The organism is Ruegeria sp. G10, assembly GCF_056533645.1.
Genome location: NZ_JBQFOQ010000004.1, coordinates 1 through 26,341, shown reverse-complemented (window position 1 = coordinate 26,341; position 26,341 = coordinate 1). Strand labels below are relative to the sequence as shown.

General features: G+C 61.6%; 23 protein-coding genes. 8 read left to right on the top strand and 15 right to left on the bottom strand.

What is annotated here, in order from left to right:
- Positions 1-3 precede the first annotated feature (3 nt).
- From arfB to ACR0KM_RS08640, 5 genes are all read right to left on the bottom strand, one after another.
- Positions 4-423 carry an alternative ribosome rescue aminoacyl-tRNA hydrolase ArfB gene (gene arfB, locus ACR0KM_RS08660; protein WP_480858605.1) on the bottom strand — a complete coding sequence of 140 codons (420 nt, stop codon included), beginning with the start codon at positions 421-423 and terminating at the stop codon, positions 4-6.
- Between the two features lie 263 nt (positions 424-686).
- A complete protein-coding gene (locus ACR0KM_RS08655) occupies positions 687-1,334 on the bottom strand; it encodes a queuosine precursor transporter (protein ID WP_480858604.1) in 648 nt (215 codons plus the stop codon).
- Positions 1,335-1,424: 90 nt separating this feature from the next.
- Positions 1,425-2,309: an esterase-like activity of phytase family protein gene (locus tag ACR0KM_RS08650; RefSeq protein WP_480858602.1), complete on the bottom strand. Its 885-nt coding sequence runs from the start codon at positions 2,307-2,309 to the stop codon at positions 1,425-1,427.
- Positions 2,282-3,145, bottom strand: a complete 864-nt coding sequence (mepA, locus tag ACR0KM_RS08645; protein ID WP_480858600.1) for a penicillin-insensitive murein endopeptidase — start codon at positions 3,143-3,145, stop codon at positions 2,282-2,284. The genes ACR0KM_RS08650 and mepA overlap by 28 nt, the downstream gene beginning before the upstream one ends.
- Positions 3,142-4,509: an MFS transporter gene (locus ACR0KM_RS08640; RefSeq protein WP_480858598.1), complete on the bottom strand. Its 1,368-nt coding sequence runs from the start codon at positions 4,507-4,509 to the stop codon at positions 3,142-3,144. Before ACR0KM_RS08640 ends, mepA begins: the two co-directional genes overlap by 4 nt.
- Positions 4,510-4,637: 128 nt before the next feature.
- Between ACR0KM_RS08640 and ACR0KM_RS08635 the strand changes: the two genes are divergently transcribed.
- The 3 genes from ACR0KM_RS08635 to yaaA all read left to right on the top strand — a co-directional run bounded on the left by ACR0KM_RS08635 (position 4,638) and on the right by yaaA (position 7,847).
- Positions 4,638-4,925 (top strand): YggT family protein, encoded by a 288-nt coding sequence (locus tag ACR0KM_RS08635; protein WP_480824171.1) that lies wholly within the window; start codon positions 4,638-4,640, stop codon positions 4,923-4,925.
- A 78-nt stretch (positions 4,926-5,003) separates the two neighbouring features.
- Complete coding sequence (recQ, locus tag ACR0KM_RS08630; protein WP_480858596.1) at positions 5,004-7,043, top strand: DNA helicase RecQ; 2,040 nt, start codon at positions 5,004-5,006, stop codon at positions 7,041-7,043.
- A gap of 33 nt (positions 7,044-7,076) precedes the next feature.
- Positions 7,077-7,847 carry a peroxide stress protein YaaA gene (yaaA, locus tag ACR0KM_RS08625; protein ID WP_480858594.1) on the top strand — a complete coding sequence of 257 codons (771 nt, stop codon included), beginning with the start codon at positions 7,077-7,079 and terminating at the stop codon, positions 7,845-7,847.
- 117 nt (positions 7,848-7,964) lie between these two features.
- Here yaaA and ACR0KM_RS08620 read toward each other — a convergent pair whose 3' ends face one another.
- The 5 genes from ACR0KM_RS08620 to ACR0KM_RS08600 all read right to left on the bottom strand — a co-directional run bounded on the left by ACR0KM_RS08620 (position 7,965) and on the right by ACR0KM_RS08600 (position 16,923).
- The gene (locus tag ACR0KM_RS08620; RefSeq protein WP_480858592.1) at positions 7,965-10,181 is read right to left on the bottom strand and encodes a response regulator; all 2,217 of its coding nucleotides are present in this window, start codon (positions 10,179-10,181) and stop codon (positions 7,965-7,967) included.
- 64 nt (positions 10,182-10,245) lie between these two features.
- Positions 10,246-12,288 (bottom strand): hypothetical protein, encoded by a 2,043-nt coding sequence (locus ACR0KM_RS08615; protein ID WP_480858591.1) that lies wholly within the window; start codon positions 12,286-12,288, stop codon positions 10,246-10,248.
- Positions 12,285-15,047, bottom strand: coding sequence for a DUF4159 domain-containing protein (locus tag ACR0KM_RS08610; RefSeq protein ID WP_480858589.1), 2,763 nt, complete (start codon positions 15,045-15,047; stop codon positions 12,285-12,287). Before ACR0KM_RS08610 ends, ACR0KM_RS08615 begins: the two co-directional genes overlap by 4 nt.
- On the bottom strand, positions 15,044-15,919 hold the full coding sequence (locus tag ACR0KM_RS08605; protein WP_480530146.1) for a DUF58 domain-containing protein: 876 nt from the start codon (positions 15,917-15,919) through the stop codon (positions 15,044-15,046). Before ACR0KM_RS08605 ends, ACR0KM_RS08610 begins: the two co-directional genes overlap by 4 nt.
- The gene (locus ACR0KM_RS08600) at positions 15,916-16,923 is read right to left on the bottom strand and encodes an AAA family ATPase (protein WP_480858587.1); all 1,008 of its coding nucleotides are present in this window, start codon (positions 16,921-16,923) and stop codon (positions 15,916-15,918) included. Before ACR0KM_RS08600 ends, ACR0KM_RS08605 begins: the two co-directional genes overlap by 4 nt.
- A 64-nt stretch (positions 16,924-16,987) precedes the next feature.
- Between ACR0KM_RS08600 and ACR0KM_RS08595 the strand changes: the two genes are divergently transcribed.
- Complete coding sequence (locus tag ACR0KM_RS08595; RefSeq protein ID WP_480858585.1) at positions 16,988-17,566, top strand: DUF1285 domain-containing protein; 579 nt, start codon at positions 16,988-16,990, stop codon at positions 17,564-17,566.
- Here ACR0KM_RS08595 and ACR0KM_RS08590 read toward each other — a convergent pair.
- Positions 17,524-18,498, bottom strand: a complete 975-nt coding sequence (locus ACR0KM_RS08590; protein WP_480858583.1) for a DMT family transporter — start codon at positions 18,496-18,498, stop codon at positions 17,524-17,526. The genes ACR0KM_RS08595 and ACR0KM_RS08590 overlap by 43 nt on opposite strands.
- A 181-nt stretch (positions 18,499-18,679) precedes the next feature.
- On the opposite strand from ACR0KM_RS08590, the gene ACR0KM_RS08585 reads away from it, so the two are divergent.
- On the top strand, positions 18,680-19,435 hold the full coding sequence (locus ACR0KM_RS08585; RefSeq protein WP_480858582.1) for a hydroxypyruvate isomerase family protein: 756 nt from the start codon (positions 18,680-18,682) through the stop codon (positions 19,433-19,435).
- A gap of 73 nt (positions 19,436-19,508) precedes the next feature.
- Entirely contained in the window at positions 19,509-19,739 is a 231-nt protein-coding gene (locus ACR0KM_RS08580; protein WP_480858580.1) for a DUF2798 domain-containing protein, read from the top strand.
- 45 nt (positions 19,740-19,784) lie between these two features.
- Here the strand turns inward: ACR0KM_RS08580 and polA are convergent, their stop codons facing one another.
- The 3 genes from polA to ACR0KM_RS08565 form a co-directional block, all read right to left on the bottom strand.
- A complete protein-coding gene (gene polA, locus ACR0KM_RS08575; protein WP_480858579.1) occupies positions 19,785-22,589 on the bottom strand; it encodes a DNA polymerase I in 2,805 nt (934 codons plus the stop codon).
- A 75-nt stretch (positions 22,590-22,664) separates the two neighbouring features.
- Positions 22,665-23,330 carry a YrbL family protein gene (locus tag ACR0KM_RS08570; RefSeq protein WP_480858577.1) on the bottom strand — a complete coding sequence of 222 codons (666 nt, stop codon included), beginning with the start codon at positions 23,328-23,330 and terminating at the stop codon, positions 22,665-22,667.
- A gap of 30 nt (positions 23,331-23,360) precedes the next feature.
- Positions 23,361-23,534: a zinc-finger domain-containing protein gene (locus ACR0KM_RS08565; RefSeq protein ID WP_480824143.1), complete on the bottom strand. Its 174-nt coding sequence runs from the start codon at positions 23,532-23,534 to the stop codon at positions 23,361-23,363.
- Between the two features lie 87 nt (positions 23,535-23,621).
- Here ACR0KM_RS08565 and ACR0KM_RS08560 point away from each other — a divergent pair, with 87 nt between their 5' ends.
- Positions 23,622-24,614, top strand: coding sequence for an ABC transporter ATP-binding protein (locus tag ACR0KM_RS08560; RefSeq protein ID WP_480858938.1), 993 nt, complete (start codon positions 23,622-23,624; stop codon positions 24,612-24,614).
- On the opposite strand, the gene ACR0KM_RS08555 is transcribed toward ACR0KM_RS08560, so the two are convergent.
- Positions 24,611-25,078: a DUF1203 domain-containing protein gene (locus ACR0KM_RS08555; protein WP_480858575.1), complete on the bottom strand. Its 468-nt coding sequence runs from the start codon at positions 25,076-25,078 to the stop codon at positions 24,611-24,613. The genes ACR0KM_RS08560 and ACR0KM_RS08555 overlap by 4 nt on opposite strands.
- Positions 25,079-25,262: 184 nt before the next feature.
- On the opposite strand from ACR0KM_RS08555, the gene ACR0KM_RS08550 reads away from it, so the two are divergent.
- Positions 25,263-26,198, top strand: coding sequence for a DMT family transporter (locus ACR0KM_RS08550; protein ID WP_480858573.1), 936 nt, complete (start codon positions 25,263-25,265; stop codon positions 26,196-26,198).
- The last annotated feature ends 143 nt before the right edge of the window (positions 26,199-26,341 follow it).

Below are 26,341 nucleotides of genomic sequence, written 5' to 3'. Positions count from 1 at the left end.
AGATTATTCTTCCGAGACTTTACCCCGCAGCGCCTTGACGTCCCCGCGTGCCTTTTTGGCCGCCAGCCGCCGTTTGACCGAGCCATAGGTCGGCTTGGTGGCGATCCTGCGCTTGGGTTTGACCAATGCGCGGGTGATCAACTCGGCCAGACGGGCACGAGCGATTTCGCGGTTACGGGACTGGCTGCGGGTTTCTTCGCATTGGATGATGATCGCGCCATCTTTGGTCCAGCGACGACCGGCCAGACGTTTCAGCCGGTTCTTGACCGGATCGGGCAGCGACGGTGAGCGCGCGGCTTCGAACCGCAGCTCAACCGCGGTTGAAACCTTGTTCACATTCTGCCCGCCGGGGCCGGACGACCGCACAAAGCTTTCGGTCATTTCCCAGTCTTGCAGGGCGATATCATCGTTGATGCGCAACATGAGGCGGACCTTAACCGGCGCGGCGGGAAACAAAAAGGGCCGCCCCGGCGGGACGGCCCTTCGAAAGTTCAGGAGGTCGGGTCGGTTAGATCAATCGACCAGCCGGGGCGAACGCCCCACCAAGGGCTGCCCTAGCAGGCGATCCCCCCGGTTGTTCCGACACCTCTCTCCAATCTCTTTCTCGACACTGGATCACCTCCTTTTCTATCTGTTGCGGTTGATAGGGATGGTGACACAAGATGCGCCATTCTCAAAGAACTTTTTTACGCAGGCTGTGCTGCGGTCAGGCGGGCGACGATCACCTTGAAGGGGATCAGGGCGATAAGCGCCAGCGACAGCTTCACCAACCAGTCCGCGAAGGCCAAGGTCACCCAGAGCGGGGCCATCGGGCCGGACAGCATGAAGGGCACGGGGTCCCACGCCCAGCTGATCGCTGCATCGGCGTTTGCACCAAAGAAGGTGACCGAGGCCGAGAAGGCCAGCGTAAAGAAGATCGCTGTGTCCAGCGCCGATCCGACCAGCGTCGAGATCAGCGGCGCGCGCCACCAACGGCCGCCGCGCATTGCGTTGAAGACTGTGACATCAGTCAATTGCGCGATCAGGAAGGCGGTTCCCGAGGCAACCGCGATCCTCAGTGGCACAGCTGCGTAGGTAAATCCATCGCCCTGTAGCATGATCTGGCTGCCGATCAGCGAGCAGATGATACCGGTGACGAATCCTGCGAACACGACCTTGCGGGCCGGGCCCACGCCATAGACGCGGTTCATGATATCGGTGACCAGAAAGGCCAGCGGATAGGTGAAAGCACCCCAGGTCAACAGCCCGTCAAGGATCAGGAACTGGACCAGAATGTTCGAGGCCACAACAATGGAGGCCATGGCAATGATGCCGGGAATAAAGCTGCGTTGCATTTCAGATGCCCGTTTTGTCAAGGTAGCGGCGACTTGGCCAAGGGACCGTCCCAAGGCAAGCCGTGCGTCTAGACCCTCAGCAGCGGTCTGTCAATCGGGCAGCAGATATTCCACCAACTCGGTGCGCTGCAGGGCCAGAAAGTTATCGTCCGAGATCATGGTGGCGCGCAGCCGGTCCTGATCATCACGCCAGACCGACAGCCCCTCAAGATTGTCATGGAGGCCGGTGCCGGTTTCGAACAGAGTTTCCTCGGCGCGCAGTTCGTCGTCGAAAATTTGCCACCGACGCAGGCGGGATCGGAAACCTACCAGCGATACGGCGCGTTCAAGTAGATAGAGCCGCCCGTCCGGGCCGAAATCAGCAGCGACAGGCAGGAAATTGCCCCGTGATGGCAGGACAAAGGGCGTGGACCAGTTCCGGCCATTCCAGCGATAGACAGGGATGTCCCCCTGCGCGGTGCGGTTTTTCTCGGTGAAGGTATAGAGCCGCCCGCTTTTGTCGATGGCAAGTGCCTCGAACGAACCATTGGCGGCCAGATCCTTGAAAACCTTGGGGCGTGGCAGGACGCGGGCATGGACTCCGGGTGCTGAATAATAGGCGACGCGGTGAACACCTTCGAATGAGATATAAAGCCCCCCACCCGGTGCAATCGCTATCCCCTCGGAATCGCCCACATAGCCTCGCAAGTCGCGCCCGGCGCTGGACAGCACCGGCCACTGTTCAACGTGCGTGATGCCCGTGATCTGATCACCCGTGCGCAAAATACGAGCCGAGAACAGCCGGGCGCGGTCGCTGAGCGCGATCATGCGCGTGCCGTCCTGCGCGATATGCAGCGCAGAAAAACCGCCGAACCCCTCGGCATCCAAGCGCCATGTGAAGCTGCCCAGATGCGTCGCGGTTTTGACCTCCATCGCGGCCGCAGGCCCGGCCAGCAGCAGCGCGGCAATCAGTTGGATTGCAGAACGGCGGTACATTGCTGGGGCAGATCGGCCAAACGGTACTCGCGGCGTTTCTTTGGCGGCGGGGCGTTCGGATCAGGCGGTGGTGGATTCAGGATGTTGTTCACCCATTCCTGCGCCTGCGCACAACCGTCACCCTTGGGCGGCGGATCCTGATTGACACAGCCTTGCGATCCGCGCGGACATTTCAGGCGCACGTGGAAGTGGTAGTGATGCCCCCACCACGGCCGGATTTTCCGTAGATAGGCCCGGTTGCCTTTCTCATCCTTGCACATCTGGACCTTGGCACCCGGAAACACAAAGATGCGCGCAACCCGCTTGTCCTTGGCCGCTTCGCGCAGCACCGCATGGTGCTGTTTGGTCCAGTTGCCGTTTACAAAAGCCCCGTTGGCGCGGCGCAGGGAAATCGAAGAGATATTCTCGCGGGCTTTCCGCGACAGGCGCATGTTGTCGCCGGGCAGCATCCAGATATCGATATCAAGCCCGAGTTGATGGGACCGATGCCCCGAGGTCATCGGACCGCCCCTCGGCTGGCTGATATCGCCGATATAGAGACCATTCCACCCCGGCTGTTTCGCGGCAAAGCGGCTGAGGTCCTGCACATAGTCAATCGCCTCGGGATGCCCCCAGTTGCGGTTGCGCGACAGGCGCATCGCCTGCCAAGTGGGGCCGGTCTCGGGCAATTGCACAGACCCGGCGGCACATCCGCGCGAGTAACTGCCGAAAGCCGCCGGTTTTTGCTGAGACGCGACTTTCTGCGACCCGAACAACTGCTTGGCCAGGGGCTGAGCCGTTGCCATGCCTGCCCATATCATTGCGGCCAGAACGGCCAGAAAACGTAGTAAAATCATCTGCTCTGATCCCCTTCCGGTTTCACCCAGCGCATCAGGACTAGGCCCAGAATAAACAATCCGATGATCGGCGACACCCCTAGTCTTGCGCTACCGGTCACAGTTGTTGCCACTCCGATCAACAACGGCGCTGCAAAGGCCGTCGCCCGGCCCGACAGACCATAGAGCCCGAAGCTTTCGACCGGAGCATCCGGATCGGTATGGCGCACCATCATCGAGCGGCTGGCCGATTGCAGAACACCACCCATGCCACCGATCAGGACACCGCAGCCAAAGAAGACCATATCCGGCAGGGCCGAGCCTTCGGGTAGCGCAATGCCGTAGATCTGCGTCCTATCCATCGAAACAACGGTGAGGCAGACGAAGATCAGCACCCAGATCGCAATCAGAATCACAGGTTTAGGGCCGTATTTACGGTCCATCTTGCCACCAATCCACGCAAAGATCGCCGAGGCCAGAACGCTGACAATTCCGAAGACGCCGATCTTGATCAGGTCCCACTCCAGCACCAGACGTGCGTAGACACCACCAAAACTGTAGAGACCGTTCAACGCATCGCGATAAAACATCGACGATCCCAAATAGGTCGCCAGACTGACCCGGTGACGCAGGTCCGAGATGGATTTTCCCAGCAGGCGCAATGCATCGCCCACGGATCCATGTCTGCCGCTGCTCGGATCATCGCGCACCCACAGGAAGTAAGGCACCATGAACAGGATGAACCATACGGCCGTAAACGGACCGACGAACCGCGTACCTTCTCGCGCGGCAGCATCAAGCCCGAAAACAGGGTCTATCCCGATCAAAGTCCTGCCGTTGGGCTGTTCGACGAACAGCGTCAGCATGATCGCCAACGAGATCAGACCACCGAAATAACCAAAGGCGAAACCAGACCCCGAAATCTCTCCCACTTCATTGTCATCCCCAAGTTCGGGAAGCTGCGAGTTGATGAAGATCAGCGCGTATTCGGCCCCCACAAAACCCAACCCGAAGGCCGACAGCATCAACCACATATTCGAGCCATCGGGCATCGTGTACCAAAGCGCAGCTGAGCCCACCGCGTACATGACCGAAAACCCGAAAATCCAGGGAATGCGCCGCCCCGAGACATCCGCCATCGCACCCAGAAACGGGGCGCCGAAAGCGATGATCAGCCCTGTGATGGTCAGACAGTTTGCCCAGACGGTCTGCGCGCGCGCAGCGGCAGCGTCGGCGTCCAGACCAGCACCCGAGAAATAGCCCGCAGCCACCCCGGCAAAATAGGGGCCAAAGACGAAGGTCACCAAGAGCGAATGATAAGGCTGACTGGCCCAGTCGAAAAACCACCAGCCCCAAATGCGCTTGCGCTTGGAAATCTCAGCCATGACTGCCCCTGCTTATTGTTGCATTCATAAGACGAGGCTTTCAGACGATGCGCAAGCGCTGAGTGCACCGCACTTGCTCTTTGCCGCCGCGACGCTTAGGTCTCAGGCAATCGAAGAACGGAGTGCCCATGCTGTCGCTGATCCAAATCCTTTTGCTGATCCTGGACATTGTCTGGTTCATCATCCTGGCCCATGTGATCATGAGCTGGCTGATCAACTTCCAGGTGCTTAACTTGAACCAACAGCTTGTGGCGCAAATCTGGTACGGGCTGAATCGTTTGTTAGAGCCTATTTATGGCCCGATCCGCAGGGTTCTACCCAATATGGGCGGGCTGGACCTGACACCTCTGGTGGTGCTGATCGCGGTCTATGCGCTGCGGATCATCCTGATCAACAATATGGTCTATTTCGTCTGACCTCTTGTTCACCGAATCTTAGTATGTGATGGTCCTGTCTTAAGAGCAGATAAACCTTAATACAGGGCCACCCCGCAGATGTTCGACTCCGCACCCTTGTTGCGAGACGTCTTTGGATTCGACGCCTTCCGTCCCGGGCAGGAGGAGATTGTCGATGCCGTGACGGCGGGCGAAAACGTGCTGGCGATCATGCCCACGGGCGGCGGGAAATCCCTGTGCTTTCAACTGCCTGCACTACTGCGCGATGGGGTGACAGTGGTCATCTCCCCCCTGATCGCTCTGATGCGCGACCAGGTGCGCGGACTGCAGGAAGCCGGGGTCGAGGCCGGGGCACTGACCTCGGGCAACACGCCCGAGGAAACCGATGCCGTGTGGGAGGCGTTGGAAGCCGGGCGGCTCAAACTGCTTTACATGGCCCCGGAACGGCTGGCCGCCGGGTCCGCCTTGGGCATGCTGCGCCGGATCAATGTCAGCCTGATCGCCGTCGATGAGGCCCATTGCGTCAGCCAATGGGGCCATGATTTTCGACCCGACTATCTGCGGATCGGAGAGTTGCGGCGCGCGCTGAACGTGCCTCTGGCTGCGTTTACGGCCACGGCAGACGCCGAAACGCAGGACGAGATTGTCGAGAAACTGTTCGACGGCACCGCGCCTCGGAAATTCCTGCGCGGGTTCGACCGTCCCAACATCCATCTGGCCTTTGCCGCCAAGGACGGGCCGCGCAAACAGATCCTCGATTTCGCCGCCGCCCGCAAAGGGCAATCCGGCATCGTCTATTGCGGCACCCGCAACAAGACCGAGGTGCTGGCGCAGGCTCTGCGGGCCGAGGGCCATTCTGCCTGCCACTATCACGGCGGCATGGACCCCGAAGACCGGCGCATTGTCGAAACCCGCTTTGCGCGCGAGGACGGGCTGATCGTGGTCGCCACCGTCGCCTTCGGCATGGGCATCGACAAACCCGATATCCGCTGGGTCGCCCATGCGGACCTGCCGAAATCGATCGAGGCGTACTATCAGGAAATCGGCCGTGCGGGTCGCGATGGAGGCCCTGCTGAAACCCTGACCCTATTTGGACCCGATGACATCCGCCTACGCCGGTCGCAAATCGACGAAGGCCTTGCCCCGCCGGAACGCCGCATGGCCGACCATGCCCGGCTGAACGCTCTGCTTGGATTGGCCGAGGCGCTGATCTGTCGACGCCAGACTCTGCTGGGCTATTTCGGGGAACAGGCCGAGCCCTGCGGTAAATGCGATCTGTGCGATACGCCGCCCGAGATATTCGACGGCACCACGCCCGTCCGCATGGCTCTGTCCGCAATCCTGCGCACCGAGGAATGGTTCGGCGCTGGCCATCTGATCGATATCCTGCTGGGCAACGAAACCGACAAAATCCACGCCCGCCGCCATGATGTGCTGCCCACCTATGGCATCGGCAAGGACTGGTCGCGCCCGCAATGGCAGGCGATCTTCCGGCAGATGATGGGGCATGACCTCGTGCGCCCCGATCCCGACCGCCACGGCGCGCTGCGGATGACCGAGGCCGCCAAACCGATCCTGAAGGGCGCGGCGCAGATAGACCTGCGCAAGGACACGATCCGCAAGGCCACCCGCCGCCCCGCCGTCAAGGCAATGGTTGCCGAAGAGGACGCACCGCTGCTTTCGGCGCTCAAGGCTAAACGCCGTGCCTTGGCGGAAACGCAGCGGGTCCCGGCCTATGTCATCTTCCCCGATCGCACCCTGATTGAAATGGCCGAGAAACGCCCGATGACGCTGGACGAGATGGCCCGGATCGGCGGTGTCGGGGCCAAGAAACTGGAACGCTATGGCGATACCTTCCTTGAGGTGATCGCCGGAGAGGCCGAGGCCCTGCACCCCGCCCGCCGTAAGCTGGCCGGTCGCGAACAAGGCGAGATCTATGATCAGTTGCTGGCCGTTCAGAACGATCTGGCGCGTGGGCCGGACGGGATCGACAAGCCTTTGACCTGCTCGGCCTCGCAACTGGCCAAGGTGGCGCAAATGCGCCCGGATGACGCGCGCGGGATCGAACAAGTTTTGGGCGATCGCCGTCACGAAAGGTTTGGCGCCGCCTTTCTGGACGTGCTGCGGCAAGCGGGCTAGATACCGATCATCAGGCAAGGAACGAGGGCGGATATGCTGGTAGTGATTTCCCCGGCCAAGCGGCTGGACTGGGCCGAGCGCGATGTTGAGTTGACGCAACCCGATTTTCAGGATGATGCGATCCGGTTGTCTAAAACCGCCCGCAATCTGACGCTCGGCGATCTGAAAAAGCTCATGGACCTGAGCGACGACTTGGCGCGCCTGAACCGCGATCGTTACCGCGCTTTTGTCGAAGCGCCCGACGCAGAGGCGACCCGCCCAGCCGCTCTGGCGTTTGCGGGCGACACCTATCAGGGGCTCGAGGCGGCCTCGTTGGATGCGGATGAAATGGCCTGGGCGCAGGATCATCTGCGCATTTTGTCGGGGCTTTATGGCGTGTTGCGTCCGCTGGACGCGATTCAGCCCTATCGGCTTGAGATGGGCAGCAGGCTGAAAACCCGCCGCGGCAAGAATCTGTATGAATACTGGCGTGATCAACTGAGCAAGGCGTTGAATGCGCAGGCCGCAGAGGTCGGTTCGGATGTTTTGATCAACTGCGCCAGCCAGGAGTATTTCGGCGCGGTTGACCTCAAAGCGCTGAAATTGCGTGTGATCACGCCTGTGTTCATGGAGGACAAAGGCGGCACCCCTAAAATTGTCAGCTTCTTCGCCAAGAAAGCGCGCGGTGCGATGGCGCGGTATGTGATTCAGCACCGGTTAACCGATCCTGCGGGTTTGCTGGAGTTCGACACGGGGGGATACGCCTATCGGCCGGACCTGTCCGAGGATAACAAGCCCGTATTTGTGCGTCCTTACAGCGCTTAGAAGCAGTCAGCCTTTTTCAGTCTGGCGGAGGCAGGAGCGAGGGGCCAGCCCCTCGCGCTCCCCGGGATATTTTTGGCCAGATGAAGAGCGGATCCCGCTTTCTGTTTCAGGACCGTATTACACCGGGCCCACGGGTTCCGCCTGCTCAGTCACCGGCTGAGCGCCATCCGGGTGATGCTGGTGGATCATCTGATGGATCAGGTTTTTGTGTAGTGGCTTGGTCAAATAGTGGTCCAGCCCTGCTGCCAGGATGCTCTGGTCGTCGCCCGCCATGGCGTGCGCTGTCAGCGCCACGATGGGGACGCGGCGGCCCGTCCCGATCTCGCGGCGGCGGATTTCGATGGTCGCCTCTTTGCCATCCATCTTGGGCATCGAGATATCCATGAAGATCAGATCCGGATTGAATTCCGTATGAGCCTCAACCGCCTCTAAACCGTTCGAGACAAATTTCAGGTCGATCTTCAGATCTTTCATCATCTTCCTCAGGATCAGTTGGTTGGTTCTGTTATCCTCGGCGGCGAGGACGCGCATCCGCCGGTGGCTTTGTGGAGGCGGCGGTAGATCGGTTCGTACAGTCTCGGGCGGTTCGTCCTGCGGTCTGAAACCCGGTGCGCCGAGGTCAAGCAGGCGGCAGTAGAGCTCGGCCCGCGGGATGGGTTTTTGCAAGACGCCGTCGATCAGGTGTCGGGCCGGATCAGCGTGCAGGACGCCGGGATTGGCTGACATCAAGATGATCGGTACATCATTCCAGCCCTTCTCGCGCAGGGTGCTCGCCAGCTCCAGCCCCTCCATATCCGGAAGGTCATGGTCGCATAGGATCAAATCCAAGGTATCGTCGACCAGCGACAGTGCCTCATGACCGTTGCTGCAGACCGATACGCGCGATCCAAGCCGCCCGAGTTGCTTGGTCAGAATGGCACGGTTTACCGCGAGATCTTCGACCACCAGCACATGGCGCAAGCACCCTTCGAGATCGGGTGGCGTGGGTTGAGGGCCCTCTGCCGTGGGCAGGGAGATACGAAACCCGAAACACGACCCCTTCCCCAGCTCGCTTTCAACCCAGACACTGCCGCCCATCATGCTGATCAGGCGTTTGGTAATGGCAAGCCCCAGTCCGGTCCCTTCGAACTGGCGGTTCTGGGCGTCCTCGACCTGATTGAATTCTCCAAAAATATGGGCCACCTTGTCCGCTTCGATACCTATGCCTGTGTCTTCGATGGCCACATGGATATCGCAGCTGTTGGCGTTCGTGTCGGGGACGCCGGTGACGCGGATCAGTACGTGACCTTCGGCGGTGAACTTGACCGCATTGCCCACCAGATTTGTCAGAACCTGCCGGATGCGTCCGGGATCGCCGACAAAGAGTGTGGGCAGGAATAGGTCATAATCCACCAACAGGGTCAGCCCCTTGTCGCGTACGCTGGGCTGTAGCAACATCGCCACCTCGAGGATGCAGCGTTCCAGATCGAATTGCTCGGGGTGCAGGGTCAGCTTGTCGGCCTCGATCTTGGAATAGTCCAGCACGTCGTTGATGATGACCAGCAGCGCCTCGCCCGAGTTGCGGATCGTGCTGAGATAGAGCCTTTGTTCCTCGTTCAGCGGGGTTTCGGTCAACAGCTCGGTCATACCGACAATGCCATTCATGGGCGTGCGAATCTCGTGGCTCATGTTGGCGAGGAAAGCTGATTTAGCACGATTTGCGGCCTCAGCGCGCTCACGAGCGGCTGTCAGCTCGGCCTCATGCCGAACCGATGCGGTGATGTTCAGCGCAAGGCTCAGCACGTCGCCGCCATGGCCGCGCTGGTCGATCAGCCGAACATACTGCCCGTTCCACAGTTGGATCACTTCGGGATCCGGATGCGTTTGCGTCCATCGGTCCAGCATGCGGGCGCGCCAGTCACTCATGGACTCGGTGCCGATATCAACGATTCCCTCATGGGTCAGGATTTCCAGAATACGCCCATAGGTGATACCCGGCGCGACCTCCTCGAGCCCGTCAAACACGCTGAGATACGCGGCGTTGGCACCAACCAGCGTGTTGTTCCCATCGAAAAAGGCAAAGCCGTCCGGGATGGTCTGGATCGAGTGCCAGAGGCGACGCTCGGCAACTTCGATCTTTGCGTTGGCGGCGGTCAGGTCGGATTTGACCTTTTCATTCTCGACGCGCACCGTCGCGACCTCAGCCTGCGTTTCATCAATCTGACGGGTCAGGGCAATGGCGTGGCGGCCCAGTTTGCGATTGGCCGCAGAAAGCTCGGCCTGTTTTTGCTGCAACAGGCGTTCAGCGGCCAGACGCGCGCGCCGTTCCTGTGCCAGTTTTTCCGCAAGACTCATGAGATTTCCCGCACTGCTTCGGACACAGCATCGCGACAGAGCGTGAAAAAGTGCTTAAACGCGTTTAGTGCCGCCCCTCGCGCAGCCAACCGCCCAGCAGGAACCCTCCGGCCAGCAGCAGCACCAGCCAAGGCGGCAGCAACCCGGCCTGCGTGACATCTCGGGTCTCGTAGGCCTCGCGCGGGGTCAGTCCGATCCAGCCGCGCCCGGCTGCAGGACGTCCGGCACGCACATTGCGGATCGCGGGCAGACCGTCTTCGACGCGGATAATGCCGCCGCGCAGGGCGGCCAGCGTCGGGCTCAGAATCTCATCGGTGGCGATGGTGCGTTCGAACTCTTTCGGGGCCGCGGGGCCCAGGCCGATGACGGCAGAATGTTCGCCCTCCTGCAGACGGTAGAGGCCGATCTCGGGGCCGAAATACTGCGCCTCGAACCGACCGGGGGACACCTCGTCCAACGTGATCTCAAGCGTGTCGCCATTGGGGCGGGTTATGGTGACCGGTCCAACCTCATCCGCGAGGGTCTGGCGGATGATGCGCATCGACTGGCCATTGGCCTCGGCCCACAGCGCCTCTTCCTCAAGCTCGGGCTCTTTCATCATCCAATGGGCCAGACGACGCAGCAGTTCCAACTGCGGGCCGCCACCTTCAAAGCCACGACTCCAGAGCCAGGCGTGATCCGAGGCAATCAGCGCCACGCGCCCCTCGCCCACGCGGTCCAGCACCAGCAGCGGGCGGTCTTCGACACCGGACATCAGCATCTCGCCAGAGCGCTGCCGCACATCCACTTGCCGCAGCCATGCGCCCCAGTGTTCCGCATCACCGAGGTCGGTGGTTACAGGATGGCGTTCACCCAGATCAGTGACCATGGGTACGTAGCGTTCCTCGATAACGCGGGCGGTGGGTTGGGCGGGAATCACCGGCCCGAGCGGCGAGCGGAAGATGCTGTCGGCAGTGGCGAAATCCGGCCCGGCATTCACCAGCACCGCGCCACCGTCATTAATGTAGTTGGTGACATTGTCCAGATAGATCGCAGGCAGGATACCGCGCCGCTTGTAGCGGTCAAAGATGATCAGGTCGAAATCGTTGATCTTCTCCAGAAACAACTCGCGCGTCGGGAAGGCGATCAGTGAAAGTTCGTCAACGGGTACGCCGTCCTGTTTCTCGGGCGGGCGCAGGATGGTGAAATGAACCAGATCGACCGAGCTGTCGGATTTCAACAGATTGCGCCAGGTGCGCCCGCCCGGATGCGGCTCGCCCGAAACCAGCAGCACACGCAGCCGGTCCCGTACGCCGTTCATCTGGATCAGGGCGGTGTTGTTGCGGTCAGTCAGCTCGCCCTCGGCCTCGGGCACGGTGAACTGGATGACGTTGCGCCCGCCATGGGGCAGCGTGATTGGCAGTTCAACATCCAGACCGATGGGGATGGTAAATTGCTCTGGCTCGGCCCCGTCGACCGAAATCTCAAGCGGCGCGGTTGTGGCACCTGCGGGGGCGGCTCCGGTGTCCTCGACGCGCAGAGTCAGGGTTACGGGTTCGCCGATAATGGCGAAGGCGGGGGCGTTGCGGACGATCAGGCGGCGGTCCCAATCGGTGGTGCGCCCGGTTTGCAGCAGATGCATCGGGGCGGGCAGATCAGGGGCCTGCTCGGCGTCGTGCACGATCCCGTCCGAGACCACAAGGATGCCCGCGACACGGGCACGGGGTTCCTCGGCCAGCGCGGCGTTCAGCGCCGCCATGACCTGCGTGCCTTCATCGCCGTCCCCATCGCCGACCTTGATCCGGCGCAGTTCGGTGTTGTCGCGGGACTCGATCTCGATGGCCAGCGCATCGGCTGTCTGCACCGTCTGCTCGGCCCGGTCCGAGAGCGTCTGACTCGCGCTTTCATCCTCGATCATCAGCACGATGTCTGTCAGCGGGGCTCGGTCCTCGACCTGATAAACAGGACCGCTGAGCGCCCCAAGGATCACCAGAGCCGCCAACCCACGCAGGGCCCAGCCCGACAGGCCGCGCCACAGCGCCAGCACGGCGCCCGCAAGCGCAATTGCGGCCACGGCGACCAGCACGGGCCACGGGATCAGCGGATCAAGGATGACGGTTCCGGTCATTGTCCCAACCTGTCCAGAAGGGCGGGCACGTGGACCTGATCGGACTTGTAGTTCCCCGTCAGCACATGCATCACCAGATTGACGCCAAAACGATTGGCCAGTTCGCGCTGCCGCTCGCCGGCATAGCCACGCCCCACGGGCAGCAAAGACTGACCATTGCGATCCACCGCCCAGGCCCCGGCCCAGTCATTGCCGCCGATCACCACCGGGGTCACGTTGTCATTGAGGTTGCGGAACGGCATCCCCTCGATCTGTTCGGCATCGGGCGGCGCGGCTTCGACCCAGACCTCAGTGCCGGAATAGCGACCGGGGAAATCCTGCAGCAGATAAAAGGCGCGGGTCAGGACATGATCGCGAGGAACAGGCTCTAACGACGGGATATTCAGCGGCCCGGCCAGTTGCTGCAATTTGCGCCCATTGGGGCTGGAGGCGCCAAAACCGGCGATATCAGCGTCGCGCGTATCAAACAGGATCATCCCGCCCGAGCGTAGATAGGCGTTGAGCTTGGCATAAGCCTCGACCGAGGGTTGCGGCTGATCTGGCGTGATCGGCCAATAGAGCAGCGGGAAAAAGGCTAGCTCATCACGTTCCAGATCGACCCCTATAGGATCGGCGGGCTCGACCGAGGTGCGGAAATGCAGTGTCTGCACAAGCCCGCGCAGCCCAGCCAATGCGATATCATCGACCTGAGAATCTCCGGTCAAAACATGCGCCAGCACCAGTTCCTGCGTTGCATTCAGCGCGAAATCGGTGTCCTCCGGCGTTTGCGCCTGCGCATCCGGTGCAATCAGCAACGCGCCCAACGCCACGGCTGTTGCGCGCGCCAAGCCCAACCGCCCGGACAGCGCCAGCGACGCGATGACATCGATCGTCAGCAGCACCAGCGCAAGGCTCAGCAACAGGCCCGCCAGCGGAGTTTCTGTGGTGACCTCCTGCCCCCGGATCGGGACATCGGCGGGCCAGACCACGGGGGTCAGCACCGCATCCTCGGCCAGCACATTCCGCGCCAGTTTCTGCTTGCCGCTTTCATACAGCCCCGGACGCAGGTCTGGCCCAATCTGGCCCGAGACCAGATCAACCCCATCGACCCCGGCCAACGTGCCCGCGTCGGCCAGCGTACCGAAACCGTCCAGTATCTGAACCGGCTCCCATACTGTGCCCTGCATCTGCGCCTCTTGCCGCGATTTGGCGGCGGATGCGACGGCCAGCCGGTCCAGCATTTCGACAAACAGACCCGACAGTGGCAGGCTGGACCACTCCGCGTCTGCGGTGACATGGAACAGCACCACCTGCCCCAGCCCCAGCGGTTTACGGGTCACCAGCGGCGTACCATCGGACAGCGACGCAATCACCCGATCGGCAAGATTAGGGTCTGGCTGTGCCATCACCTGCGTGGTCACGGCGACATCCTCGGGGATCGTCAACCCATGGAAGGGCGAGTTTTCGGGGAACGGTGCCAACCCTTTGGCCTCACCCCAACTCATGGCCCCGCCGACCGAGCGGCCACCGCTGCGCAAACGAACCGGCAGCAGAGTATCTTCCTCATCGCGACCCAGATCGCTGGCCGCCATGCGCGGACCGGCGAAGCGCAGCAGCAACCCGCCCTGTTCAACCCACTCGATCACCCCCGCCTGCTCTGAGTCAGACAGCTTGGCCACATCGGCCAGCGCAATGACATCGGGGTTGGCGGGTAAAACCTCGGCCAGACCGCCTTCGACAAAGTCAGCGGTCGGGATCAGCACCTGTGTCAGGTAATGCAGCGGCGACAGCAGCTCCAGCCCCTCGCGGTTCAGGCTGCCTGCAATCAGCGCAACCTCGCGCCGCCGCAGGCTGTCATCGGTCAAGGTCACGGCCCCCGCCGAGCGCTGCCCTTGCAACTCGAAGCGGGTGATCCGCGCGCGCAGTTCCGAGGGCAGCGCAAGATCAATTTGCGCCTGTGTAGAGCCGTTTTCGAACTCCAGCGGCGTGGATTGCAGCACCCGCATCGCACCCGCCGGATCACGCCCCTGCGCCAGAACGGTGACGGTTTCTGCGGGGCCGGGATTGGCGCGTAACACGCTAAGCTGGATCGCGCCATCCTGATAGCTGGCCGGCAGGATCGCGGTGACGGGACCGGAGGATTGGTAGACGATCACATCCCCGCGCTCTTTCAGGGCAGCGGTCAGACGATCATGTCCCTCATAGTCCAGCCGGTCGCTGAACCAATGGGTGTCAAAGCCGCCCTCAACCTGCGCAAGCGCTGTGAGGATCTGGTCGATCTGCGCCTCGGTGGATTGCCACGGCATCGGCGTCAGGCCCGGCAAACGCCCGCGCCAGGCTTCGGCTGCTTGAAATACCGGGGCTTCGGGCTCGGTCAGGCGCAGGATCGAGACGGGGCGACCGGCGCGACCGGCCTCGGTCAGTTGCGCGTCGATCTGATCCAGCGTCGAGGACCAGCGCGTCGCCCCCGCCCAACTGGCATCCAGCACCAGCAAGAGCGGCCCCGACCCGGTCTCATCGCGCGAGGGGTTCAGTACCGGCCCCGCCAGCCCGATAATGATCGCCGCCGCCGCCAGCATCCGCAGCAAGAGCAGCCACCATGGGGTGCGGTCCGAGACGCTTTCGTCATCCTTCAGACCCAGCAGCAGGGTCACCGCCGGGAAGAGGCGACGGATCGGCGCAGGCGGCACCGCGCGCAGGATCAGCCACAGGATCGGCAGGGTCAGCAGACCCAGCAGCACCCAAGGCGCGGTAAAGCCGATGCCCGCCAGAACCGTCATTGCGCACCCCCATCCAGCGCACGATAGAGCCACAACAGAGCCGATTGCGCGCTGTCACCAGTATGGTGCAGGCCCATCTGCCAGCCGGTCGCGCGGCATAACTGCGTCAGCGCATCCTTGCGCGCAGCAAGGCGATCCAGATAGCGATCCCGCAGGTCGGCGGCCTTCAGCGTCTCGTGTCGTGCTGTGCCACCGACGCTTTCGAAAATGGTGCGCCCGGCATAGGGAAAGGATTCCTCGCTGGGATCCAGAACCTGCAGCAACACCCCGCGCACGCCCCGGTCGGCGGCTTTGGTCAGGGCCAGTTCGACCTCATCCAGCGGGCCGAGAAAATCGGATATGAAAACCGCGCGGGCATGGGGGATCATGGCGCGGTGTTCGGGCGGGGCGTAATCCGTCTGCGAGTCCTCGGACCACGCCTGCGCCAAACGGATGATCTGCGCATTGCCGCGTCGGGGCGGCAGAGTGGTGCCAGTTAGCCCCACACGTTCCCCGCCACGCACCAACAGGATGGCGGTAGCCAGACCCAACAGACGCGCGCGATCCGCCTTGGTCGGCAAGCTCTTGTCCGAGGCAAACCGCATCGATGCACCCTGATCGACCCACAGCATGATCGACTGCGCAATCTGCCATTCGCGTTCGCGCACAAACTGCTGATCGCCACGGGCCGAACGCCTGTGATCGATCAGGCGGCGACTGTCACCGATCTGCGCCGGGCGGTATTGCCAGAAATCATCCCCCAGACCCGAGCGTCGCCGTCCGTGGTCACCCAGCAAAACGGTTCCAGCCAGATGCTCGGCGCGCGCCAACAGGGGCGGCAGCCGGGACGCCTCGGCCTCAGATCGTTCGCGTAGGGTCTGGGCGGCGTTCACGCCGCAGCCTCGGTGCGGACCAGACCGGCGGCAGTGGACTCGATCAGGTCAGACAGGCTGTCGCCGCGCGCCCGCGCCGCAAAGTTCAGCGCCATTCGGTGGCTGAGCACCGGTCGCGCCATGGTCAGCACATCCTCGGCGTTGGGGGCCAGCCGCCCTTGCAACATCGCATTGGCCCGCACGGTCATCATCAGCGCCTGCGCCGCGCGCGGTCCGGGACCCCAGGCGACGGTTTCCTTTACCCGCTCGGAGACGCCCGCCTCATCCGGACGGAAGGCGCGAACGAGATCGAGGATCAGTTCCACCACCGACTCGCCCACCGGCATCCGGCGCAACAGAACCTGCGCAGCAAGCAGTTCTTCCTTGGTGAAAATCTGGTGCGCTTCTTCCTCTTGAACACCGGTGGTGGCCAGCAGAATATCGCGCTCGGTCTGGCGATCGGGGTATTCAACGTCGATCTGCACCAGAAAACGGTCAAGCTGTGCTTCGGGCAATGGGTATGTGCCCTCTTGCTCGATCGGGTTTTGGGTTGCCAGCACATGGAACGGGACGCCCAGATCCCGGTCCTCACCCGCAACCGTCACGGTGCGTTCCTGCATCGCCTGCAGCAGCGCCGACTGGGTCCGGGGGCTGGCGCGGTTGATCTCATCCGCCATCAGCAATTCGCAGAAGATCGGGCCAGAGATAAAGCGGAAATGACGGCTGCCATCCTCGGCGGTGTCCAGAACCTCGGACCCCAGAATATCGGCTGGCATCAGGTCAGGCGTGAACTGGATGCGGTTGCCATTCAGGCCCATCACGGTCGAAAGCGTTTCCACCAGCCGCGTCTTGCCCAGACCCGGCAGACCGATCAACAAAGCGTGACCGCCGCACAAAAGTGCGGTCAGCGTCAGGTCCACGACCCTCTCCTGCCCGATAAAGCGGCGGGTGATCGAGGATTTCGCCTCTTGCAGCTTGTTTTCCAGCGCTTCGATCTCGGACACGAGGTCGGCAGGTTCGGACATGAGGTTCCCTTCCGTGGACTGTTATGGTTGAAGTGTATCGCGCTGAGAGGAAATGGCAAAAGCAATGAGCGGACAAAAACCCGTGACACCCTCGCCAGACGGTCTGGCGGCATCGGTCAAAGCGGCCAAAACGCGGGGTTTGCCGCCCGTTCATCTGTGGAATCCTCCGTTTTGCGGCAATCTGGACATCCGGATCGCCAAAGATGGCTCTTGGAGTTATTTAGGGTCACCCATCACCCGGTTCGAGCTGGTGAAGCTATTTTCCTCAATTCTTAAGAAAGAAGACGGCAAGTACTTTCTGGTCACGCCGGTCGAAAAGGTGGGAATCACCGTCGAGGATGCGCCGTTCATCGCCGTCGATTTCGATCCCGAAGGTAGCGGTGAGGCACAGCAACTGACCTTCACGACGCAGGTGGGGGACACGGCCATAGCCGGGCCAGACCATCCGATCAGAATTGTCCTTGATCCAGAAACGGATGAGCCATCTCCCTACATATTGGTTCGCGCCAACCTTGAGGCCCGCATCGATCGCAAAAGCTTTTACCGTTTGGTCGAGATCGGTACCCATCTTAATGGCTGGTTCGGCGTCTGGTCCGGCGGTCAGTTCTTTCCGCTGATCGCGTCCGACGCGCTCGAAGGTTGAACCGGGCGGGGTTTGCGATCCTGCGCCAGCACCACCGCCAGCGCGACAAGCGCCGCGCCCAGCGCGCGGGTCCAGTTCCAGTCCTCTCCCATCGCCATCATGATCACCATTACATAGAACGGAGCGATATTGATGTGGAACGAGGCCAGCGCGACCCCCAGCTTGCCCACGGATGCGATGAAGAAAAACTGGCTCAGGCCCAGCGAAAACAGCGCATAGAACACCAGCATCCCGACCTGTGGCACATCGACGGGCCGTACGGGCATCACATTGAACCCTGACAGGCCCGCAATGGGGACCAGCACGACGGCGGTCAGCAATCCTCCGGCCAGGGTGATGGTGCTGCGGCCCAATTGGCTGAGCTCGGGGAAATCGCGCGCGGTGGCCATGCTGGCCCAGCAGAACAGCGCGGTCGAGACCACGGCACACGCCGCGCCCAGCCCCAGCTGCGCCGGGGCCACCGCGCTTGTGGCGACCAGCCCGCCGATGATCGAGATCACCATACCCAGCGCAAACCTCCACCGCAGCCGCCGCGTGCCCGCCGCCAGTTCCAGCAGCGTCGCAATCAGCGGCGCGCATGAGGCAATGATGGCAACGGTCACCGGATCTGTGAGTTTCTGCGCCACGAGGATCAGGAACATGCCGGTACCGATCCCCAGACCACCGACCACCATGGCATGCCCCCAGCGCGCGCGCAGCACCCGCGCGGGCCCGTCCAGCAGCAGCCAGAGTGGCACCATGACCAGCACCGCCAAAGCCATACGCGCAGCAAACAAAGCGATCGGAGGCCAGCTTTGCAGCAAGATCTCGGCCGCCGGGAAACCCGCCGCCCATGTCAGCATCGACGCCACCGCCAGCGTGTTGCCGGTGAACGCCGCCTGCCGAGCGTCGGATACAGCAAGAGTGGTCCCGCGCGCGGGTTCCGGGCTCATGGCCATCGTGATCAGACCTTTTCGTGGGCACGGCCCCCTCGAAAAGGGGCACCGCGTTGGGCAGATGGTTGCTGATTCGTAGCCCGCGATCTGGTCGATTTTCGACAATCTGTCGTTTTCGGCCTCTTTCCCACATCAGTTGTGATCGCTACGCTCCGCTGAGCTAAAGAACCGATCTCACATGCCCCGATTTGCCGCCAACCTGTCTCTTCTGTTTACCGAGCATCCCTATCTCGACCGGTTCGCCGCCGCCGCGCAGGCCGGATTCAACGCGGTCGAGATCCTGTTCCCCTATGATCTGGCCGCGAAAGAGACCCGCCGGGCACTGCTTGCCAATGGCCTTGATCTGGTGCTGATCAACACGCCGCCCCCGAACTATACGGGCGGCGCACCTGGCTACGCTGCCGTGCCGGGCGGCAGCGCCCGGTTTCAATCCGACATCCGGCGTGTTCTGCGCTATGCCGACCTTCTGCGGCCTCATATCATCCACGTTATGGCCGGATATGCCTCGGGGCCCGAAGCCCTGAATTGCTTTGTCGAGAACCTGCAATGGGCTGCAGATACCGCGCCCAGCCAGCAGTTCGCCATAGAGCCGCTCAACCCCGTGTCACAGCCTGACTATTTCCTGAACGACTACGATCTTGCGGCCGAGGTTCTGGACCGTGTCGACCGACCCAATGTCGGCCTGCAATATGACAGTTTTCACGCGCAGATGATCCATGGCGATGCGCTGGCGATCTGGCACAGGTTTCATCCACGTGTGGTCCATGCACAGATCGGGGCCGCGCCGGACCGCTCGGAACCCGGTCGGGGAGAGCTGGATTTTATCATGTTATTCAACGCCATAGATCAGTCTGGCTATACCGGCTGGGTCAGTGCCGAATACACCCCTTCAACGGGTCGGACCGAAGAGTCGCTGGGCTGGATGCGTCAATAACGCCGGCATCAACGCTGGATTTTCAGGCCAAAATCGCGCAATTGAGGGCATATACAAGCCAAGGACACCCGCCATGATCCCTGCCCGCTTTGCCAATGCCCTGTTCGCTTTGATCATGTCCGGCCTCATGTCATGCATTGTCACCGGCATCGCAACGGTCAAAGCCGTAGGCCTTGGTCCTTCGACCTTCGGAGACTGGATGGCCTCATGGGCCTTCTGCTGGCCCATCGCGTTTACCGTGATCCTGACACTGGGTCCTTCCGTAAAACGCCTGATCGCGCGCCTGGTCAGGCCCGAGGCCTGACCCGCTGCGAAGAGGGCCCGCAGGGCCTGATGAGCGGCGCGGCGCCTAGTGCGCCTCGGCCCAGTTTGCGCCCTGTCCGGCATCGGCCACCAGCTTGATATCCAGCTTGACCGCCGGGTCCGCCGCGCCCTCCATCACCGCACGCGCAACCGAGATCGTCTGATCCACCGCATCCTCGGCCACTTCGAACAGCAATTCGTCATGGACCTGCAGCAACATTTTCGCGGGCAAGCTGTGGATAGCGTCCGGCATTCGAACCATCGCGCGCCTGATCACGTCCGCTGCAGTCCCCTGTATCGGCGCATTGATCGCCGCCCGACGCGAAAACCCCGCGTGCGGGCCCTTGGCATTGATCTCGGGTGTATGGATTTTGCGGCCAAACAGCGTCTGCACATAGCCATGCTCTTTCGCAAAAGCGATCGTATCATCCATATATCGGCGAATGCCGGGAAAGCGCTCGAAATAGCGATCGATGAAGCCCTGCGCCTCGGCCCGTGGAATGCGCAGGTTGCGCGCCAGACCAAAGCCCGAGATGCCGTAGATCACACCAAAGTTGATCGCCTTGGCCTGTCGCCTGATTTCCGGCGTCATCTCATCCAGCGGCACGTCGAACATCTCGGACGCGGTCATGGCGTGAATGTCCAACCCATCCGCAAACGCCTGTTTCAGGGTCGAAATATCGGCGATATGGGCCAGAATACGCAGCTCGATCTGGCTATAATCAAGGCTGACCATGACATTGCCCGGCTCGGCGATGAACGCCTCACGAATACGCCGCCCTTCCTCGGTCCGCACCGGGATGTTCTGCAGGTTCGGATCGGTCGAGGCCAGACGCCCCGTGTTGGCCCCGGTAATCGAATAAGACGTGTGCACCCGGCCCGTATCCGGGTTGATATGCGTCTGCAGCGCATCCGTGTAGGTCGATTTCAGCTTGGACAGCTGCCGCCAATCCAGCACCCGGCGCGGCAGTTCATGCTCGGTGGCAAGGTCCTCAAGAATGTCAGCCCCGGTCGAATACTTGCCGGTCTTGCCCTTCTTGCCGCCTTCCAGACCCATTTTGTCGAACAGAATTTCACCCAACTGCGCAGGCGAGCCCACATTGAAACTCTCACCCGCCAATTCATGGATTTCAGCCTCTAACCCGGCCATTTTCTGGGCAAACGCGTTGGACATGCGAGACAGGACATCGCGATCAACCTTGATGCCGTGCATCTCCATCTCTTTCAGCACGGGCACCAGGGGCCGTTCCAGCGTCTCATACACCGTTGTCACCTGCACCTGATGAAGCTGCGGCTTGAACAGCTTCCACAGGCGCAGCGTGATATCCGCATCCTCGGCGGCATAAGCCGTGGCTTCGTCAATCGGCACCTTGTCGAAGGTGATCGCCGACTTGCCCGAGCCCAGCAGCGGCTTGATCGGGATCGGTGTGTGGCTGAGGTAACGCTCAGACAGGGTATCCATGCCATGCCCATGCTCACCGCCATGCATGGCGTAAGACATCAGCATCGTGTCATCGATCGGGGCCACCTCGATGCCATAGCGCGCGAAAATCTTGGCATCGTATTTCATGTTCTGCCCGATCTTGAGGATCGAGGGGTCTTCGAACATGGGTTTCAGCAGTGTTAGAGCCTCATCCAACGGCATCTGCCCCTCGGCTAGCGCATCCGAGCCGAACAGATCATCCGCCGATCCGTCGCGGTGGGTCAGGGGGATATAACAGGCCTCTCCAGCTTCGATACAAAGTGAAATTCCGACCAGATCGGCAATCATCTCGTTCAGGCCGGTGGTTTCGGTATCCACGGCAACCCAGCCGCGCTCATAGGCCTGATCGATCCATTTCTGCAAAGCAGCGGCATCACGGACGCATTCATACCTCGACGCATCAAAGGGCAGGACCTCTGCTTCCTCCGCCTCGGCGACCGGCGCTGGCGCGTCAGCAATGACCGGGGCCTCAGCCCCCAGTTTGTCGGCGATACGTTTGGTGAGGGTGCGGAACTCCATCTCGGCCAGAAAGCCCAGTAGGACGTCGGGTTCCGGGTCGCGCACCTCAAGATCGTCCAGCGTGAAATCGAGCGGCGTTTGTTCATCCAGTTGCACCAGCTTCTTCGACAGCTCGATCTGGTCGCGTTTTTCGATCAGGGTCTGGCGGCGTTTGGGCTGTTTGATCTCTTCGGCGCGGTCCAGCAGGGTTTCCAGATCGCCGTATTCGTTGATCAGCAACGCCGCCGTCTTAACCCCGATCCCAGGAGCGCCCGGAACGTTATCCACCGAATCCCCAGCCAGAGCCTGCACATCAACCACGCGTTCGGGCCCGACGCCGAACTTCTCGAATACCCCATCCCGGTCGATGCGCTTGTTCTTCATAGCATCCAGCATCTCGACACCGTCGCCCACCAGCTGCATCAGGTCCTTGTCGGAACTGACGATGGTCACACGCCCCCCGGCCTCTCGGGCCTGAACGGCGAGCGTCGCGATGATGTCGTCGGCCTCATAGCCCTCAAGCTCTTTGCAGGCGATGTTGAACGCGCGCGTCGCCTCGCGGGTCAGAGGCACCTGTGGGCGCAGGTCCTCGGGCATCGCCTCGCGGTTGGCTTTGTAGAGGTCATACAGATCGTTGCGGAAGGTATGAGACCCTTTGTCGAAGATCACCGCCACATGGGTCGGCGCATCCGGCCCGGAATTCCCCTCGACATATTTCTGCAGCATGTTGCAGAACCCCGAAACCGCCCCAATCGGCAACCCGTCCGACTTACGCGTCAACGGTGGCAACGCGTGGTAGGCACGGAAGATAAAGGCCGATCCGTCAATCAGATGCAGATGGCAGCCTTTTCCGAATTGGGTCTGGGTCATACGAGGGCTCCTGCGCTGGGTTGAGCCAAGTTGTACCGAATGCGATGGCAAAAGACGAGGCCGCTCATGCCCCCATCAGCGGTTCAAGAATTTGCGCTGCGACGGGTCCCAGACCAGCCCGGATTTCTGGGCGATGACCGCGAATTGTTTGCTGAGCGAGCGATCATTCAGACGTTTGGAAATGCTGCGCAAGGGGACCAAGTTGCGCTCTCCGTAGCCGTCGATCAGGAAAAAGGCCGGGGCCTCGCTACGCATGCCATAGACGATATTTGATCGTTTGACGTCGCGGGCAACGATCTGCAGATCGAACAGTTTTGCGACAAAAGTGTTCAGATCCGCGAGGATCGCAGGGGTCATCCGTTCCCGGACCGCAAACCGGCTGAGTTTTTGCGCAAGCGCCCCGTCCGGCCCGCTTATCCGCTCGACGGCGACACCGGGACCTTGGGTGGTCTGCACCACGCCCAGCATGCGCGACAAGGGTGAGTCCTGGATATTAGCGCCCAACTTGAGCGCCACGCGCAGCTCGCATTCGATTTCCTTCAAAGTGCTGCGATAGCGCGCGCTTGGCACCAGTGTCCACGCCAGCCTCTTGCCCCAGCGATGCGAAACGCGATCCTCGGCACGGGTGAACACCTTGATCAGCAGATCGGGATGACCGGGAAACTCATAGACACTGCGGACGGTGCCGTTTGCGATAGGCTGCTGGTCGGAAAGGTCGATGGTCCTGGCTGCAAACAGCATCCTCTGTCCTTCCCGGTCACACGGGCCCGATCAGCTTTCACGCCCTTTCAGAACGTATTTGCAATCGCAATACGGGCATTCGACCCAGCCGGTATCCTCGGGGATTTGCAGCCAGACGCGCGGGTGACCCAACGCACCTTCGCCACCGTCACAGGCGACGCGAGAGGTTTCCACGATCTTGGTTTCCGGCGCTTCGATGGTCACGGCTGGCGGTCCTTCTTCGGTTGTCGGCCTCGCGGGCATGTATTAGGTGCGTTTATGAGCGATGAGCAAACCGGGGGCAAGAGCCACATGGCCGATGCGGCAATCAGGATCGAGGGGCTGCGCAAGACCTATCGCGGCGGCAAGGGCCAGCCCGAAAAGCAGGCGCTGAAGGGGATTGACCTGACGGTGCCGCGCGGTTCGGTCTTCGGGCTTCTGGGGCCGAACGGGGCCGGGAAATCGACGCTGATCAACATTCTGGCGGGGCTTGTGGTCAAGACCTCGGGGCATGTGTCGATCTGCGGCTATGATCAGGACCGCAACCCGCGCCAGTCGCGTGCCGCCATCGGCGTGATGCCGCAGGAACTGAACCTTGATCCCTTCTTCACCCCGCGCGGCGCGTTGGAGGTTCAGGCCGGCCTCTATGGCGTACCCAAAGCGGAACGCCGCAGCGACGAGATTCTCGAGCTGGTGGGCCTCAGCGACAAGGCCGAGGCTTATGCACGCACGCTTTCGGGCGGGATGCGGCGGCGGTTGCTGCTGGCCAAGGCGTTGGTGCATCACCCGCAGATTCTGGTGCTGGATGAACCCACGGCGGGCGTCGATATCGAGTTGCGGCAGATGCTGTGGGCCAACGTGCGCAAGCTGAACGCACAGGGCATGACCATCATCCTGACCACCCATTACCTGGAAGAAGCGCAGGAAATGTGCGACGAGATCGCCATCATCAATCAGGGCGAGAAGGTCGCGCAGGACAGCACCGCCAACCTGCTGGGCCGGATGGACAGCCGCACCATGGTGATCGTCCCCGACGCGCCAATTAAGACTTTGCCCGATGCCGAAGATGTGACCGCCGCGCTGCGCGACGATGGCGATCTTGTGCTGCAGTATCACAGCAACCAGACCAGCGCCGAACAGGTGCTCGAGGCGGTGCGCCACGCTGGCATCCGCATCCGCGACGTGCGCACCGAAGAGGCCGATCTTGAGGATGTGTTCCTTGCATTGACCTCAAGCCAATCCGATGACCTGCCCCCGGACGATCCCGATCAACCGCGCCGGGGTATGCACCGCGTGAAACTCTAAGCCCGATCGATCCGCGCGTGATAGCAGTTGTTAAGCGCGGATCGGATGTGGATGTAGGCCACCTCGGCGCGAGCAAAGATTGCCTCAGCGGCATCCTGCAACTGCGCCTGAGGCGTGATGATGCCGGTTCCGTAAACGATCCGATCATCCGCCCCGTATCCCTTGATCAGGTAGTTGGCAGAGTCGGTCAACGCCTGAGGCAAATCCATGGACGCATCATACCGCTGGCATGGTTCTGCACACAGGTAAATCGGTCCTGTTTCGGCAAAAGGCTGCGTTTTGGGAAAGGGCCTGTGGGCCAGCACCAGCATCTCTTTGCCTTCGGGAATATAGGTCAAACAGTGGCGGCAGGGGTTTCCCGCGCCGTTAGAAATCGCCCGCTCTGGCCGGTTGCCATAGCCATCTGGCGCGCCGTTGCGATAGGCCTGAACCTGATCGGTAGGAAGGGCGGATATTCTGTGCATGATGCGTCTCCTTTTTCTCAGACGATCATGAGCGCGAGGGGCCACAGCCTCGACCCGTTTTCTGCGCATTGCAATTTCTGCAACCCTGCCCGCCAGAAATGTTAGCGGTAAAATTTCCTCTATCCGTGCCCGTGTTTTGGGTCTAAGCAGGCCGTAACACCCCAAACTCACCGAGGCCTCTGACATGAGCGCTCAAGACACGACCCTGCGCGGGCTGGGCTTTGCATTTCTTGGATTTGCGGTTTTCGCCACCCATGACGTGCTGATCAAAGTGCTGGGCGGCACCTATTCGGTGCTGCAGATCATCTTTTTTGCAACTCTGTTTTCCTTTGTCCCGATGGCGGTCACGATTCTGGCCGACCGGACAACCGGCAACTTTGTGCCGCGCCATCCGTGGCTGATCCTGCTGCGCTCGACCCTGATGATCACCGCCATGTCCTGCGCTTTTTACGCCTTCTCGGTCCTACCACTGGCCGAGGTCTATTCGCTGCTGTTTTCCTTCCCGCTGATCGTGACGGTCCTGTCGATCCCGATACTGGGTGAGGTCGTCCGCGCCCAGCGCTGGGCCGCGGTCGGCGTCGGCCTGATCGGCGTTCTGATCGTTCTGCGCCCGGGGGCGACAGACATCACACTAGGCCATCTCGCAGCGCTAACGGCGGCGTTCTGCAGCGCCTTCGCCTCGGTTTTAGTACGCAAGATCGGGAATGAAGAACGGTCTGCCGTGCTGATCCTCTATCCCATGCTGCTGGCCATCGTGGTCATGAGCGTCGCGCAACCTGCCATCTACCAACCACCCTCGCTGCTGCATCTGGCGATGATGGCGCTTGTCGGCGTGTTCTCGGTCATCGCGCAGCACCTGATCATCCTCGCCTATCGTGCCGCGCCCGCCGGGGTTGTTGCCCCCAGCCAGTACAGCCAGATCATCTGGGCCACGATCTTTGGCGTCCTCTTCTTTGATGAACACCCCGATATCTGGGTCGCGGTCGGGGCCAGCATCATCATCGCCTCGGGCGTCTTCGTGGTCTGGCGCGAGAGCCGGGCCAACACATCGGCCAATACCCCGGTTCTGCGTGTGCGGTCTCCGCGCTCGGATACCGGCGCAACGCGGCCCGGAGAATGACAAACGGCGCGCCAAACAGCGCGCCGCAATGGCAATTTCAGCCAGTCTAGAGCCTTAGTACACAACCACCGAGCGGATGCTTTCGCCCTTATGCATCAGGTCGAAGCCGTGGTTGATGTCGTCCAGCCCCATGGTGTGGGTGA